The sequence below is a fragment of the Shewanella sp. DC2-4 genome (assembly GCF_013248875.1).
GTDB classification, from domain to species: domain Bacteria; phylum Pseudomonadota; class Gammaproteobacteria; order Enterobacterales; family Shewanellaceae; genus Shewanella; species Shewanella oncorhynchi.
This window is the reverse complement of the sequence record NZ_JABRVR010000002.1, coordinates 813,497-829,234: the sequence shown is the minus strand read 5'-3', so window position 1 is coordinate 829,234 and position 15,738 is coordinate 813,497. Positions and strand designations below refer to the sequence as shown.

General features: G+C 44.1%; 12 protein-coding genes. 8 read left to right on the top strand and 4 right to left on the bottom strand.

The genetic code is table 11. The features are described from left to right. The first annotated feature begins 290 nt into the window (after nt 1-290). The 3 genes from yegQ (at nt 291) to HQQ92_RS04305 (ending at nt 4,325) form a co-directional block, all read left to right on the top strand. On the top strand, nt 291-1,658 hold the full coding sequence (gene yegQ / locus HQQ92_RS04315) for a tRNA 5-hydroxyuridine modification protein YegQ (RefSeq protein WP_028761422.1): 1,368 nt from the start codon (nt 291-293) through the stop codon (nt 1,656-1,658). A gap of 4 nt (nt 1,659-1,662) precedes the next feature. Beyond that, nucleotides 1,663-1,914, top strand: a complete 252-nt coding sequence (locus tag HQQ92_RS04310) for a YfhL family 4Fe-4S dicluster ferredoxin (RefSeq protein ID WP_006082676.1) — start codon at nt 1,663-1,665, stop codon at nt 1,912-1,914. Nucleotides 1,915-2,435: 521 nt separating this feature from the next. After that, complete coding sequence (locus HQQ92_RS04305) at nt 2,436-4,325, top strand: S8 family peptidase (RefSeq protein ID WP_173243412.1); 1,890 nt, start codon at nt 2,436-2,438, stop codon at nt 4,323-4,325. Between the two features lie 109 nt (nt 4,326-4,434). On the opposite strand, the gene HQQ92_RS04300 is transcribed toward HQQ92_RS04305, so the two are convergent. Next, a complete protein-coding gene (locus HQQ92_RS04300; RefSeq protein ID WP_173243410.1) occupies nt 4,435-4,968 on the bottom strand; it encodes an SCP2 domain-containing protein in 534 nt (177 codons plus the stop codon). A 138-nt stretch (nt 4,969-5,106) separates the two neighbouring features. Here HQQ92_RS04300 and HQQ92_RS04295 point away from each other — a divergent pair, with 138 nt between their 5' ends. Both HQQ92_RS04295 and HQQ92_RS04290 read left to right on the top strand, forming a co-directional pair. Further along, nucleotides 5,107-6,117, top strand: a complete 1,011-nt coding sequence (locus HQQ92_RS04295; RefSeq protein ID WP_173243407.1) for a peptidase U32 family protein — start codon at nt 5,107-5,109, stop codon at nt 6,115-6,117. Nucleotides 6,118-6,154: 37 nt separating this feature from the next. Then, the gene (locus HQQ92_RS04290; RefSeq protein WP_173243404.1) at nt 6,155-7,042 is read left to right on the top strand and encodes a U32 family peptidase; all 888 of its coding nucleotides are present in this window, start codon (nt 6,155-6,157) and stop codon (nt 7,040-7,042) included. A gap of 36 nt (nt 7,043-7,078) precedes the next feature. Here HQQ92_RS04290 and HQQ92_RS04285 read toward each other — a convergent pair whose 3' ends face one another. Then, nucleotides 7,079-7,792, bottom strand: coding sequence for a hypothetical protein (locus HQQ92_RS04285; RefSeq protein ID WP_028761881.1), 714 nt, complete (start codon nt 7,790-7,792; stop codon nt 7,079-7,081). A gap of 706 nt (nt 7,793-8,498) precedes the next feature. On the opposite strand from HQQ92_RS04285, the gene HQQ92_RS04280 reads away from it, so the two are divergent. Beyond that, nucleotides 8,499-9,857 (top strand): YjiH family protein, encoded by a 1,359-nt coding sequence (locus tag HQQ92_RS04280; protein WP_173243401.1) that lies wholly within the window; start codon nt 8,499-8,501, stop codon nt 9,855-9,857. A 292-nt stretch (nt 9,858-10,149) separates the two neighbouring features. Here the strand turns inward: HQQ92_RS04280 and HQQ92_RS04275 are convergent, their stop codons facing one another. Beyond that, nucleotides 10,150-11,376, bottom strand: a complete 1,227-nt coding sequence (locus tag HQQ92_RS04275; protein WP_173243398.1) for a hypothetical protein — start codon at nt 11,374-11,376, stop codon at nt 10,150-10,152. Between the two features lie 115 nt (nt 11,377-11,491). Then, complete coding sequence (locus HQQ92_RS04270) at nt 11,492-11,938, bottom strand: hypothetical protein (protein WP_173243395.1); 447 nt, start codon at nt 11,936-11,938, stop codon at nt 11,492-11,494. A gap of 787 nt (nt 11,939-12,725) precedes the next feature. Here HQQ92_RS04270 and HQQ92_RS04265 point away from each other — a divergent pair. Beyond that, nucleotides 12,726-13,817 carry a UDP-2,3-diacylglucosamine diphosphatase gene (locus tag HQQ92_RS04265; protein WP_173243392.1) on the top strand — a complete coding sequence of 364 codons (1,092 nt, stop codon included), beginning with the start codon at nt 12,726-12,728 and terminating at the stop codon, nt 13,815-13,817. After that, nucleotides 13,807-15,693, top strand: coding sequence for a lysophospholipid acyltransferase family protein (locus HQQ92_RS04260; protein ID WP_173243390.1), 1,887 nt, complete (start codon nt 13,807-13,809; stop codon nt 15,691-15,693). The genes HQQ92_RS04265 and HQQ92_RS04260 overlap by 11 nt, the downstream gene beginning before the upstream one ends. The last annotated feature ends 45 nt before the right edge of the window (nt 15,694-15,738 follow it).

The following is a 15,738-nucleotide window of genomic DNA, read 5'->3' as shown; positions in this document are numbered from 1 at the left end:
GTTGGAGTATATCAGTTGGCTGTCATTAGATGCGTAGAAAAAACTGCAGACGTTAATAATTTGTATGATTGCGTTATCAATTTTGCCTTACTTATCTGTCTTGATCATCGACCTTAATCATCACTCAAGTTGAAATATTCCGCTCCAGTTGATCTAAGCCAAACTCACTATATTCGTAAAATGTGAAGTACTGCTAAAGTTAACTAAGGCAATTTGCATACCCCTACTTTCATTGTGTAAAATGCCGCCCCCGCGCACCGCGTCATTTATTAACCCATTTGAGAGTGATTATGTTTAAACCTGAGCTGCTGTCTCCAGCTGGAACCTTAAAGAACATGCGCTACGCCTTTGCCTATGGCGCAGATGCAGTGTATGCCGGTCAGCCAAGATATAGTCTAAGGGTACGTAACAATGACTTTAAAATGGAAAACCTTGCCACTGGGATTGAAGAAGCCCATGCACTCGGTAAAAAGCTGTATGTGGTGAGCAATATCGCGCCCCACAATGCCAAGCTAAAAACCTATATCAAGGACATGGAACCCGTAGTGGCGATGAAGCCTGACGCACTGATCATGTCCGATCCCGGTTTAATTATGATGGTGCGTGAAACGTTTCCTGATCAAGTGGTGCATTTATCCGTGCAAGCGAATGCCATCAACTGGGCCTCGGTAAAGTTTTGGCAAACCCAAGGCATCAAACGCGTGATCCTGTCACGCGAACTGTCCTTAGATGAAATCGAAGAAATTCGTCAGCGCTGCCCCGATATCGAGCTTGAAGTGTTTGTGCATGGTGCCCTGTGTATGGCGTATTCAGGCCGTTGTTTACTCTCGGGTTATATCAACAAACGCGATCCTAACCAAGGCACCTGCACTAATGCTTGTCGCTGGAAATACGATGTACACGAAGCGCAGCAAAATGACAGCGGTGACATCATTGCCTTGCCAAATGCGGTGCAAATTGAAACGCCAACGACCTTAGGCGCAGGCGCCCCCACAGATCAAATTTACCTACTACAGGAAGCCAATCGCCCCGGCGAATACATGCCCACCTTCGAAGATGAGCACGGCACTTATATCATGAACTCTAAAGACTTACGGGCCATTCAGCACGTTGAGCGCCTGACTAAAATGGGCATAGACTCGCTCAAAATTGAAGGCCGCACTAAGTCCTTCTATTACGTTGCCCGTACCGCACAACTGTATCGCCGCGCGATTGAAGATGCTTCATCGGGTAAAGATTTCGACCGCAGTCTAATGAATCAATTAGAAGGCCTAGCCCACCGTGGTTATACCGAAGGCTTTTTACGTCGCCATGTGCATGATGAATACCAAAATTATGACTATGGCTACTCAGTTAGTGACACCCAACAATTTGTAGGTGAACTGACGGGAAAACGTAATCTTGCAGGATTGGCCGAAATTGAAGTAAAAAACAAGTTCTCCGTTGGCGACAGTGTTGAACTGATGACGCCGCAAGGCAATATCAGTTTGACGATTGAACAACTCGAAAATCGCAAAGCTGAAGCGGTTGAAGCCGGTTTAGGTTCGGGGCACACTGTATATCTACCCGTGCCGAAAGAAGTCGATTTGAGCCACGGAATTTTGCTGCGTAACTTGCCCCAAGGTCAGGATACTCGCAACCCACATGAACTAGGTTAAGATCATGGCACTACTGATCGACGATAGCTGCATCAATTGCGACATGTGTGAACCTGAATGTCCTAATCAGGCCATCACTATGGGCGAAGAGATCTATGAAATCGATCCAGACCGTTGCACCGAATGTGTGGGTCACTACGACAAACCGACTTGCGTGTCTGTCTGCCCCATTGATTGCATCGACCCAGATCCAAACCGTGTCGAATCTAACGACGAATTGTTAGTGAAATTTGCCGTGTTAACGCAAAAAGCTTAATCACGTCACCTGACCGAGTGGCTATAATGCCTCTCGGTCAAATCTGCTCTAATACCTGCCATAACCTGCGCAAAACAACCCGCATAAAAAATCACAATAAAGATGCATTTAACAGTATGGAAAACCTTTAAATCGCTTAAATCCAAGCCTTTATTTCAGCATTAGTCAAAACACTACTTTAGACTGACTTCTTTTCAGCGGTGAATGTCAAAAAAGTAGCAGACGGAATTTATCGCTGCTTCACAGTTTATGATTCGGACTAAATGTCGCTTGATAAATCACCACTTTTACAAACTCGGTTGTTTTAATAGACTAATAGTTATTATTTTGACGCTTATTTGTACACCTCACTCTTTAGCTAAGTAAAAAGTCACCCACGGTCAAATTGTAAATCAAGTGTTACATTTCAACCCTATGAATTAGATATACCTTAAGCATCGAACTGGGCAGGTTGAAAATACCTTCTACATTGAATTATGTCTCGAAGTCCGTGGAGACATAAAAAGAAAATGGAGTTCAACATGCATAAGAAACATTTAATTGCAGTCGCGGTCGCAACTGGACTTGCTTACTTCCCTGTTAACGCTAATGAATACCAAGCGAGTATGGTAAGTGTCCCGCAATCTAAAGCCATCAAAGATACTTACATTGTTGTATTCAATACCCCAAGCGTTCTTAATCTAAGTAATAACAACACCATAGCTGAATTCGCGACGAAAAAAGCCGAGAGTTTAGTCAACCAATATGATGTCACTGTGATGAAAAACTTTGGCAATGTGCTCAATGGTGTACTCATCAAGGCCAGCGCCCAACAGATTAAAGCACTGCGTAAAGATCCAAATGTGAAATACATAGAACAAGATCAAATCATGTCAGTAACACCTATGGTTGAAGCCAATGCCAATCAACCGAGTCCGACCTGGGGCATAGACAGAATCGATCAACGAAACTTGCCATTGGATAGTAACTATCACACGGATTTCGACGGCTCTGGTGTCACCGCCTTTGTGATCGATACTGGCGTGCTTAATACTCACAATGAGTTTGGTGGTCGCGCCAGTAGTGGCTATGATTTTGTGGATAATGATTACGATGCGACTGACTGTAACGGCCATGGTACCCATGTGGCAGGAACTGTTGGCGGTGCTACTTACGGTGTGGCTAAAAACGTCAATCTTGTGGGCGTCAGAGTACTCAACTGTTCAGGTTCAGGTAGTAACTCTGGCGTGATTGCAGGGATAAACTGGGTGAAAAACAATGCTTCCGGCCCCGCCGTCGCAAACATGAGTTTAGGAGGCGGCGCCTCCCAAGCAACTGATGATGCAGTCAATGCCGCAGTTGCCGCAGGGGTCACTTTCGTAGTGGCGGCGGGTAACGACAACAGCAGCGCTTGTAACTACTCACCCGCCCGTGCGGTAAACGCCATCACAGTTGGTTCAACCACCAGTAACGATTCCCGCTCGAGTTTTTCTAACTTCGGGACTTGCCTTGATATCTATGCGCCTGGTTCGAGCATTACGTCCGCTTGGTATAACTCGAATTCAGCGACTAATACCATAAGTGGTACCTCAATGGCTGCCCCACATGTGGCAGGCGTTGCCGCATTATACTTACATGAAAATCCAAATCTCTCTCCCGCACAGGTGACAAACTTACTCACGACGCGCGCCACATCAAATAAAGTTACAGACGCGAAAACAGGTTCACCCAATAAATTACTCTTTTCACTCGCAGGCGATGATGGTGGCTGTGGCAATAATTGCCCCGTCGATGAAACACCGCTGCAAAATAATGTGGGTGTCGCAATCAGTGGTGCCACAGGTTCTGCGACGTATTACTACATCGATGTCCCAGTCAATGCGGCAAGTTTAGGGATCAATCTAGCGGGTGGTTCTGGTGATGCGGATATTTATGTCAGCCAAGGGCAAAAACCGACGACAACAAGCTACCAATGCCGCCCCTATCAAAATGGCAACAACGAGAGCTGTAATTTCACCACACCTACGGCGGGTCGGTGGTATGTGATGGTGCAAGGCTATAATAATTACGCCAATGCCCAGTTGACAGCCAGCTATAGCCTGAATGGCGGCGGAAGCTGCACCGATGCAAACTGCTTAACCAATGGCGTACCTGTCACGAATTTAAGCGGGGCAACGGCAACAGAGAAAATGTATAAGATAGTGGTTCCAGCCAATAGCCAACTCAACATTGCCACCAGTGGCGGAACTGGAGATGTAGACCTGTATGTCAAAGCAGGCACTACCCCAACGACCACCAGCTATGATTGCCGTCCCTATAAAAACGGGAACAATGAAAGCTGTTCGATTACCGTGACTCAAGCGGGAACTTACCATGTGATGTTACGCGCTTATTCGAGCTACTCGGGACTACAACTGAGTGCAAGCTACTAACTCATTGACCAAACCATACAATAAAGTTTAAATAAAAATAAGCCCACTAAGATAACAACTTAGCGGGCTTCTTTATGGAATTAGCAGTGTATAGTCTCACTAAATAACGTTAAAAGCTTGGGGATTTGGCGAGAATAATTGTCGGTTTCGCTTCAATTTGCAGACGCTCAATCACAGTGGCAAGCTTTTCAACACTAAGACGAATTGGGGCTGGCATACTGGCAAATTCGATACTTAACAGCAGGTTTTTCACTTCGAGTCCTAATTCAGTATCACCTTGAATACTCAGCTTACGCTGGAAGAATAGCGTGTCGGGATCTTCCTTCGCCGCCGCCACTAACACTAGCTCGGCAGAGTTGGCACTAAAGGTCACCTGCGCATCCGTGAGCTCTCTGACTTGCCATTTTCCATTAAAACTGACTTCGAAGGCTAAGTTTATATCTTCCACTCGAATCGCGACCCATTTATCCGTCAAAAATCCAAGCTCATCGTCAGCAGCTTGCTCGGCAAGTAAGAGTTCAAGCAATTGGCTGATGGCTTTTGCTTTGAGGCTAAACGGCATCTTAGCAAGGGGAAAGCCGATGGCTTTTGGGGTGAACTCTAAAAGTTGCTGAGCAAATTTTGCGAAAAAAACAGCGGACATAGCGGGAACCCTACAAAAATAAAACATGATATATCCCAGTTTATCGGGATTTTATGATCTTAAACCTGTTTTAAATCAATTCATCGCCATTCAATCTTACCTACACTCAGCGGCTATCATTTTATCGGGAGCATCACTATGGAGCTGTTGTGTCCAGCAGGAAATCTGGCCTCGCTAAAGTCGGCATTACATGCCGGAGCCGACGCTGTGTATCTAGGGTTAAAAGACGACACCAACGCGCGCTCGTTTGCAGGATTAAACTTCACACCCGCAAAATTGCAAGAAGCCACTGAGCTGACGCAAAAGCACGGCAAAAAAATCTTTTTGACCTTAAATACTTTTCCAAAGCCCGGTGAAGAGCATCGTTGGTATCAGGCTATCGATTTAGCGGCAAAACTGGGTATGGATGCATTAATTGTCGCCGATCTTTCTTTACTCGATTATGCCCATAGGCACTATCCAAACCTGCCACTGCATTTATCGGTGCAGGCTAGTGCAACCAATCTGGGTGCGCTGAGCTTTTATAAGGAAGCCTTTAACATCGCCCGAGTAGTATTGCCACGGGTGTTATCCATGAAACAAGTACGGGATCTTGCTAAAGTCAGCCCAGTGGATTTGGAAGTATTCGCCTTTGGTAGTCTGTGCATTATGGCCGAAGGGCGTTGCCAGCTGTCATCCTATGTAACGGGCCAATCGCCCAACACAGGTGGATCTTGTTCACCAGCAAAACACGTACGCTGGCAAGAAGAAGGACAGAACAGATTAACCCGGCTCAACGATGTGTTAATTGATAAATCGGCCCTCGACGAACAAATGGGTTATCCCGTGGTATGCAAAGGCCGTTACATCACAGCAGATCAAGATTCGCCGCAATATTTACTCGAATCACCAACCAGTTTGAATACCTTAAGCTTACTTCCAGAGCTAGCCAAGGCGGGCATAGTGTCGCTGAAAATCGAAGGACGTCAACGCAGCCCCGCCTATGTTGAACAAGTCACTCTAGTATGGCGTCAAGCCATAGACACCTATCTAAATAATCCAGCGCTGTACTCACAAAGCCAAAATCAACCCCATTGGGAACAAGCCCTAGCGAAAGTATCCGAGGGTCAGATCACTACGCTTGGCGCCTACGAGCGCGATTGGCAATAAAAGGTAAATAGAGAGCAAGATTGACAAAGGACACCTTATGAAGATTTCCCTAGGACCACTGTTGTATTGCTGGCAGAAACAGCAAGTCGCTGACTTTTACCAGCAAGTCGCCGCCAGTCAAATTCCCTTAGTGTATTTAGGTGAGGCGGTTTGTAGCCGCAGACGCGAACTCAAGTGGGGCGATTATCTAGAGCTGGCGCAAATGCTCAAGCAGGCGGGTAAAGAAGTCGTGCTTTCGACGCTGGCCTTAATCGAAGCGCCATCTGAATATACTGAGCTCAAACGCCAGGTCGATAACGGTGAATTTATCGTCGAAGCAAACGATATGGCGGCAGTGTATCTTGCCAAAGAACGTAAGTTACCCTTTGTCTGCGGCGCGAGTATCAATAACTACAATCGTGCTAGTTTAGATATCTTGCAGCGGTTTGGAATGCAAAGATTTGTGATGCCAGTGGAGCTATCTAAGGCTTGGTTACAACAAGTAATTCAAGAGCAGCCATCATTTGAGGTGGAAGTGCTCGGCCACGGCTATTTACCACTCGCCCATTCAGCACGCTGCTTTACCGCTAGACACAAACAGCTCACGAAAGATCATTGCGAAACGGTGTGCCGTGAATACAGTAAAGGACTACTCGCGCAAACCCAAGAGCAGCAACCTTTACTCAGGCTCAATGGAATTCAAACCCAATCCGCTAGCTGTTTAGATTTACGCAGTGAAATAGCGGCAATGACACAGATGGGGGTCGATGTGTTTCGAGTATCACCCAGTAGTCTTGACTGCATCACTAAAGCCAATACTTTGGTCGATACGATTCAAGCGACTAAAAATACTCAGGATTTCTCAATGAATAGCAACCTTGATATAACCCAGTGCAACGGTTATTGGTTTGGTGAAGCGGGCCTTGCTGTGCATGTGAATCCATAGCCTAGAGCTGAAGTTAAGCCTAAATTTAAAGATAACTCAGCCAATGATTTTGGGATCTTGGCTGAAGCTTAACTGGCTAAAAAGCAGCACACTTGTCCAACACAATAAACTTCCCAGTCCAATCCATTCTAGTAGGGCTGGCCACCACAAAGTAGGACGCGGCAGTTGCAATACCATCTCCTGATAAAACGGTCTATCGCCTTCGGTCAAACCTAAATTGAGCTGTGGCGCATACAGAAACGTCAACATGCTACATAAGACTATTAACGCCAACAACCCAGTCCAACGGCCAAAGTTAGACTTGCCGAAACAGACCAAGGCTAAGTAGAAGATCGCACTCAAACTCCCCAGATAGAAAAACCATTTCAGCCCAAGAACATGCAAGTGATACACGTTCACCGGAAATAATCCCACGCTCGCTAAAGCCAGAAAAGTGAGAGCCAAACTGATAAAGAAAGGGTATCCCCAGCAAGAAGTTACCTGCTGCAAAGAAGACAAACAATAGAAAACGAGGCTTAAACTGCCAAAAAACAATCCACCGTTGAGAATGACAGCGAAAGACGAATGACCATAAGTCCCTAATTCACTTAGGGTGTGATTCAAAAAATTGAAGCGATGGAATTCAGAATCATCGAACCCCAAAACAGTAATAACAATGCCAATTAAAAGCCCAAAGATCCCCAAAAAACCAAACTTAATGGCCAGTGTTGAGCCGCCTTTAATCGTAACCTTCTGTACTTTTGCGATCATGAATACTAGAGCTGGATGGGAGTAATACTAACTTACATGGAAATGAGAAGATTTAAAGCGGCAGGTATCCGCTTTATGAATAATATTTTTACTTTCATCGTTATTTGCGACTTTTTAGTCAATCACAAAAGCATCAAGATAATGGAGAAGGTCACTTTTAGAGATAAGTCGATTTAAAGGCTTATCGCATAAAAATGTGTCCTAATGCCCAAGGATCCTTAACATTACCGCGATATGCACAACAGGTTCTCGTCAACGCTATATAGCCAGAGTTATCTCTATTGCACTTTCAAATCGAACAGAAAACCAGCCAACATGGCAGTAGCGCTAAAGTTGCTGATGTTTTTTTGTGCAGAAATAACATCTGGATAGTTTCACACACATCAGCAAACAAGTAATTAACCAGTCGTTAACCCACCTAAGGTAGGCGATGGTAAATCAATGTTTAATAATGCTTTTACAGTAATACAATCCAATATAACCACTCTTAATTTATCGACAACTGAAGTAAAATAACTATGCTGTTTTGCTGCTTATATCAAACTAACTAGCGAATCGTTTTACATAGAGAAGCTAAGCGAGTAATCTTCCCCATTCTCGTTTTTGAGTTGAATTTAAATGCACCTTAATTAGCGTCGACAGCTTGTTACGTGCGGCTATTTATTCAAATTTACCATGTACGACTCGTACTTTAAGGTGTACAACATTGGCTACTGAAAATAAAAACCGAAACATTAAGACGATACTCACCTTTATCGTCCCTTCGCTGATTGGTCTGTTGTTATTTATGACCCCTATCAGCTACAACGATGCGATCACAATTCCTATCGCTATCATATCTAAAGCACTGCAAGGCGCATTGAGCGGTGTGCTAACCCTCATAGTGACTATTATTGTTGTGACTACGGCGCTGGCCTCTTTACTGTCAAAAGTGTTTAAGCCCACATTCGTTACGCAAAATCACTTCCTTAATGGTTTATTGAATGTCAGCCCCATGTGGTTGACGACTCGGATCTTAGGTGCAGTGTTTATCGTACTGACTTACTTAGGTTTAGGTCCAGAGATCATCAACTCCTCGAGCACTGGCGCATTAGTCTTAAACGACTTATTACCTGTGTTGTTCTCGGTATTTATCTTTGCAGGTATGTTACTGCCGCTGCTGCTGAACTTCGGCCTACTCGAGCTCTTTGGCACACTCTTAACGAAAGTCATGCGTCCTGTGTTCAATCTACCGGGTCGTAGCGCTATCGATTGTATGGCCTCATGGTTAGGTGATGGCAGTGTCGGCATTTTGCTGACCAGCAAACAATACGAAGCCCGTTTTTATACCCAGAGAGAAGCCGCAGTTATTGGTACAACCTTCTCGGCGGTATCGATTACCTTCAGCTTAGTGGTGATTTCACAAGTTAAGTTAGAGCATATGTTTGTGCCCTTTTATTTGACTGTGTGCCTCGCGGGTTTTGCCGCCGCTGTGATTGTGCCTAAGCTGCCACCATTATCGTGGAAGAAAGACAACTACATAGATGACACACCACGCATGCCAGATGATGAGCTGATCCCTGCTGGACATGGCGCCTTATCTTGGGGCTTTGATAAAGCCTTAGAAAAAGCCGCCAGTGCTGGTGGCATAAAAGCGGTCTTAAATGAAGGTATTAAAAACGTTGTCGATATGGTGTTTGGTATTATCCCTGTGGTAATGGCCATTGGTACGCTGGCACTGATTATTGCCGAGCACACGCCCATCTTTAACTATCTGGGGATGCCGTTTATTCCATTACTCGAATTACTGCATATTCCAGAAGCCACTGAAGCCTCTAAAACAATCGTAGTCGGTTTTGCGGATATGTTTATTCCGTCAATCCTTGCCAGCTCAATTGAATCAGATATGACCCGCTTTGTAATTGCAGCCTTATCTGTGACTCAGTTGATCTATATGAGTGAAGTCGGTGCACTGCTTATCGGCAGTAAAATTCCCGTCAACTTCGTTGAGCTTTTCGTGGTGTTTATTCTACGCACCTTAGTGACACTGCCTGTTATCGCAGGTGTGGCGCATTTATTGTTCTAACATTACGCTAGTTTGGGCCTAACGTAGGTTTTAATGTAAGTCCAACAAGCGTTCTAAAAAAGGGGAGTCAGATTAACTGACTCCCCTTTTTGCACTAACTCATACACGAACTGGCTGTTTTGATTATATAGCGTGACTTAATCGTACAATCTCCACTCGACACCACACAACTCACTTTGGGATATTTCCTAGTTAGACTTTTAGTTAGAATTAGTGTGTTTCGAATTAAAATTTCTATGGGTAACTTCGACTTAATTGGCGGCACGTAGTGACGTCCAAATCTAAGTTATTATTAAGCGCTTTCACAGGTATTTTTAATCAAAAGTTGACACCAATTGGCTATCGCATTACGAATTAACTTTCGACATGTTCGATAATTATGCTCAAGCATTCTTTTATTAACATCAGAATATCTAATTGTTGATAATCTAGTATATGAATATTCGCCAATTGAAAATTCACCAGCATGGAAATGAGCCGATCTGACTGTGCCATGCATAAAATCTATAAATTCATCAACATTTCCGTCTGCACCAGAATAAAACCTAATAAATTCACCAAAATGTATTAGCTTCTCTGATTCACATTTTGTGAGAGCATCAATTGCTGCAACTAGGTATGATAATTCAACAGTAGGGTAATATCTGCCTGCCGTAAGAGCTTGTTGATATAAAAAACAACATTTATTGAATGCCAATTGAAGTAATTGATCGCTTTTTTCTAAAGCAGAAAAAATCTTTCTTGTTTCTGTTGGGAGTTTTAGTGTTTCACCAACGTAATGAAGATATGGATGTAAAGATTCATGATAAGCACCAAGTTTACATATTTCTTTTTTCTTCGGCATTCGTTCAAGTTTATGGTCATAGCCATAATATCCTGTTTGTCGAAGTATACTTGATTCTATATAGTTTTCAGATAGAAACCATTTTTGTTCAGAACGTGGAGGGGATATCCCAACATCCAGAAATAGAGATAATCTTGCTGCATATATATCAGCCATTTCATTGCTAATAGCATTGGCGTCATGTTCATCTATTGCAGCTACTTCGAGCTCGATTGAAAAATAGCGCTCAATATTCCTTATCTGTTTCGTTTCTTCATCATAATACACTGGCGCAATCCTGACACCTTTAACCCAATACTCCCCATCTAATTGTTCACCAAAATATGTGTAGTGAAATCGGCGATAAAAAATCTGCTTAACAGAGCCTAGTGATTTTAATAGTGCAGTCTGTATTAGTGCTGTTATTTTCTCGGTCAAAACATTGTTATTTAGATCTTCATATTCTATATGAAGTAATCTGTTTTTAAGATCGGAAACTATTTTAATCAATATCACCCCATCTACAGAATCAATGCTAACCTGAACTTCTGTTTCGTTTACAAAATTTTTAGTTGAGTCAACATAGCTTCTACCGAATGAACTATGCTGATAAGTTTGAATTAAAGCATCTAAATGATTTATGAATAAGGATTTTTGATGTTCGTTTTCAATTGGTTTGAGATCTATTATTGGCATAAATCACTCTAAATTTGTTTAGCGCTTAACGCCTCAAACACCGGCTTGGTGAAGTTAGCGGCTTTTTTGGAACAAAAAAGATAACAGCTTTACCAAGTCCGAGTGCTTTGACTTGTTACGTGTTGGCCGCACCAACACCGATTGTTGAAAAATACAAACCTTCTTCATCGTTTGGCTCATTGGATTGCCGCCAAAGCCAGAGACCGAGGCTTTGAATTTCATAGGTATAGCCTTCGTCGCCTGTTTCTGGCTTTAGCCCAGTTATACTCTCTATTTTTGAAAGCGCTTCATTAACCGGAAGATCAAGAATGCATTTACCGGCTAACGTGACTTCGAAACCACAACCGCGAGATAGCTCGATACTTTCTACTTTTGGCAATTCACCTTCGTAGAATATTTGAAAGCCTGCCTCATAAAATGAATCTGTAGGATGCTGGCTCATTGGAGTTTTCATAAAGCTATCAGGCTCTAAACCCATGCATTCTATTGCGGAAGTACGATCCATACCAAGCTTAACAGGGCCGATACCTATTTGGGGTTGTACTTCATATTTCAGATTCATTTACCTTTCTCGATCGAACTCAATGACACGTAACGTCTTAGTATTTATGCGCATGCGCGTTTACCTCATTAGACCAGTGAAAATGCGCACAGTTAACTATCTGTATGCAAAGAACTTATCAGCTTTTTATCAAATACACCATCCGGAAAAACGCGCATGCGCGTTATCCAAACCAATTAACTAATTTTTGGTAAGTATATCCATATGATTTTAAATGGTTTTGTTAATTTTAATCTGGAAAAACGCGCAAGAAATGAGTTAAAAAACACTCAAAAGTATCTAAATTTAAATACGACTGTATACCGATACATTGCTAGTCGCTGTACAGTAGGGCCAAACATTAGCTAATTAATGAGATTTTGTAGGGCAACTCGTTCGTCAGTTTTCGATTCACTAAACAAGTGCTAGCAAACTTTGAGGCAATAGCTTTTTAGCTAAACGAACAGCAGAAGTGTTAATTAAGATTGGCATTGTTGCAACTGTGACCTTCTAAAACAGGATGTTTTAGTAGAGCCCTCAGGGACGCTTCTTGTTAAATGCAAGGGCGGCGAGTCACAGGGGAAACAATGACAATTCATACTGCAAACTGACAACAAAGTTATCTTGCTTTGGGGCAGAAGTAAGTTAAACCAACCTATCGGATCTAATTACATCCTGATGTAAATCTTGCAGGTTCAGTCCAGGCTAATTCACCTTTTGTCATCTGCATGTCATCTAAACTTCATCATTCGGTCAAAGCCCCTCACTAAGCTCATATTCGTTAACAGCCTAATGGGGTGAATACGAGATGACAGGATTTAATTTCAGGAAACTTGAGAGGTCTACGCGGGAAGAGATAAATGACCCCAGCCTTTCCCCTCCCATCTTTAATCGCTCAACGCCAACATTAGCACCAACATCCTCAAATCAATTCAATTGTGCCGCTATTACCCCATCCGCATCAACTTCAGCCCATACAGCAAGCATCACAGTTAACGCTCTCTGGTTGTCAGATATTCATTTAGGCTGTAAGGATTGCAAGGCTGACTACCTGCTCAGTTTGCTTGAAACCGTGCGCTGCCAGCACTTGTATCTGGTCGGTGACATAGTCGATTTATGGGCGTTGAAACGTAAGCTGCACTGGCCCGATAGCCACAATAAGGTGCTGCAAAAATTCATTGAACTGGCACAAAACGGCACCCAAGTGATTTATCTGCCGGGCAACCACGACGAACTGATTAAACCCTACGCCGAGCTAAGCCTGTGGAATATTAAAATTGCCCGCCAACATATTCACCACGGAATTGGCGGCCATAAACTCTTGATGCTCCACGGGGATCAGTTTGATGCCGATGTGTGTGTCGGCCGTTTCTACGCCATATTGGGCGACCATTTATATGACCTATTATTGTTCCTCAATCGCAATCTCCATAGCTTGCGGGAACGCTTAGGTTACCCCTATTGGTCACTGGCAAGTTACATCAAGTCCAAAGTGGGTAAGGCTCAAGCCGCTATTGGACATTACCGTCAAGCGGTACTCAACTATGCCCAGCACTTTGATGTTGACGGTGTGATCTGCGGTCATATCCATCAGCCCGAACTCTCGACTCATCCCAGAGCAGCCCAATATTACTCACCACTCAGTCCCCCAGAAAAGAGGCAGATCATCTACGCCAACGACGGTGACTGGGTCGAAAACTGCAGTTTAATCACAGAAACCTTAAGCGGCGAATTACAACTTTGCCGCTGGAACGAGCAAACGCTCACGCTCGATATTCTCAACAGTATAGCGCTGGTACAACAGCCGTCTGAGACGCACAAAGACAAGCAACAAAAAACGGCAGCGCAGCAAATGCCAAACACAAATACCGGCGAAACTCGCCCAAGGGATGTTGCCTAACACTATGAATCAATTACATAACGCTATGGAATACAATGAAAAAACGCTAAACAGCAACCTTAGCCATAACAAGCATACTGTGCCGTTTAAGGCGAATAACATGATTTTTACCGTTGATAATGTGGTTGAACAAAATCTACCAGCGATCAATGACAAACCTTGGCTCGCTAAACCTGCCAAGGCCATGCTGCGTTACCTGCTCAATGAAAAACAGTGCAACGATATCGCCAGTCAATATACCTATTTACAGGGCGTAGACTTTGTCGAACAAATGCTGGCGAGTTTTGACTTTAGTTTTACCGTGCCCGCCAACGAAATAGAAAATATTCCCTGTGAAGGCCGAGTGGTCATATTCGCGAACCACCCAATAGGTTCACTCGATGCATTAGCGCTCATCAAACTCATCAGTGAAGTTCGCCCTGATATTAAAGTCGTCGCGAATGAGCTCTTGATGGCGCTGAAACCGCTGCACTCAATCCTACTGCCAGTGCGCAATATGACCGGCGGCACACCGAAACAGCATTTAGAAAAAATCCACCAGCATCTGCGTAATGAAGGCGCAGTGCTGATTTTTCCGTCGGGCGAAGTCTCGCGCCTGCGCCCTAACGGCGTGCGTGATACCCAATGGCACTCAGGCTTTTTAAAGATGGCAATTTCCTGCAATGCGCCCCTACTGCCAATATTTTTAGATGCCAAAAACTCTGCCACTTTCTACGGCGCATCTATGATTTACAAGCCACTCGCGACACTGCTGCTAGTGAAGGAAATGTTCAAGCAGGCTAAACGTAATATGCCGATCCGCATTGGCGAGCTCATTCCCAATGAAGCCGTACGCTCAATGGACTTTCCACTCAAGACCAAGATAAAACTGCTTAAAAATCACTTGTATCGTATTGGCAAAGATAAAGATCCACTGTTTATCACCCAGAGCGCTATCGCCCACCCCGAATCGCGCCGTGAACTGCAAGCGGCACTGCAACAATGTGAACTTCTAGGGGAAACGCAAGATAACAAGTTGATTTATCTGTACCAACACCACGACAGTAATCCCATCATGCGGGAAATCGGCCGCCTGAGGGAAATCGCCTTTCGCGCCGTAGGCGAAGGTTCGGGCAAGCGCCGCGATATCGATAAATACGATTCCTACTACCAACACTTAGTGTTGTGGGATAAAGAGCAGTTTGAAATTATCGGCGCCTATCGTTTTGCCAGTGGTGAGCAAGTCTTAGCAAAATATGGCGACAACGCACTCTACAGCCAATCCCTATTCCAATACGCCGACAGCTTTATGCCCTTTGTGAAGCAAGGGTTAGAACTCGGTCGCAGCTTTGTGCAGCCTAAATATTGGGGTAAACGCAGTTTAGATTATCTATGGTTTGGCATTGGGGCTTATCTCGCCAAGCATCCTGAATATCGTTATCTATTTGGCCCTGTGTCCATCAGTAATCAACTGCCTGGAAGTGCTAGGGAAATGCTAGTGCACTTCTATGCGCGGGAATTTGCACCTGCGCAGCAGATGGCAGTTTCCATGTCACCCTTTGGCTTATCTAAATCCCAAAAAGCTAAGTTAGATGACTTGTATTTCTCCGAGGATTATCAGAGTAACTTTAAGCAACTCAAACAAGTGCTCGCGAGTATGGGGGCGGCCGTACCTACGCTCTACAAACAATATGGTGAACTGTGTAAAACCGATGGGGTTAAGTTTCTCGCCTTTGGTATCGACGCCGACTTTGGCGATTGTATCGATGGCTTAGTGCTGGTGGACACCCACAAACTGAAAGGTAAAAAGTATCAACGCTACATAGGTGCACACTTGCCCGAATCGGAGCGGATGCCAATCACAGCGGATGATGAGCCAGAGGTCCAAGATCTTTGAGTTAAAACTTTGTAATGGGTGTTGGCTAAACTTGCACCACTCTGT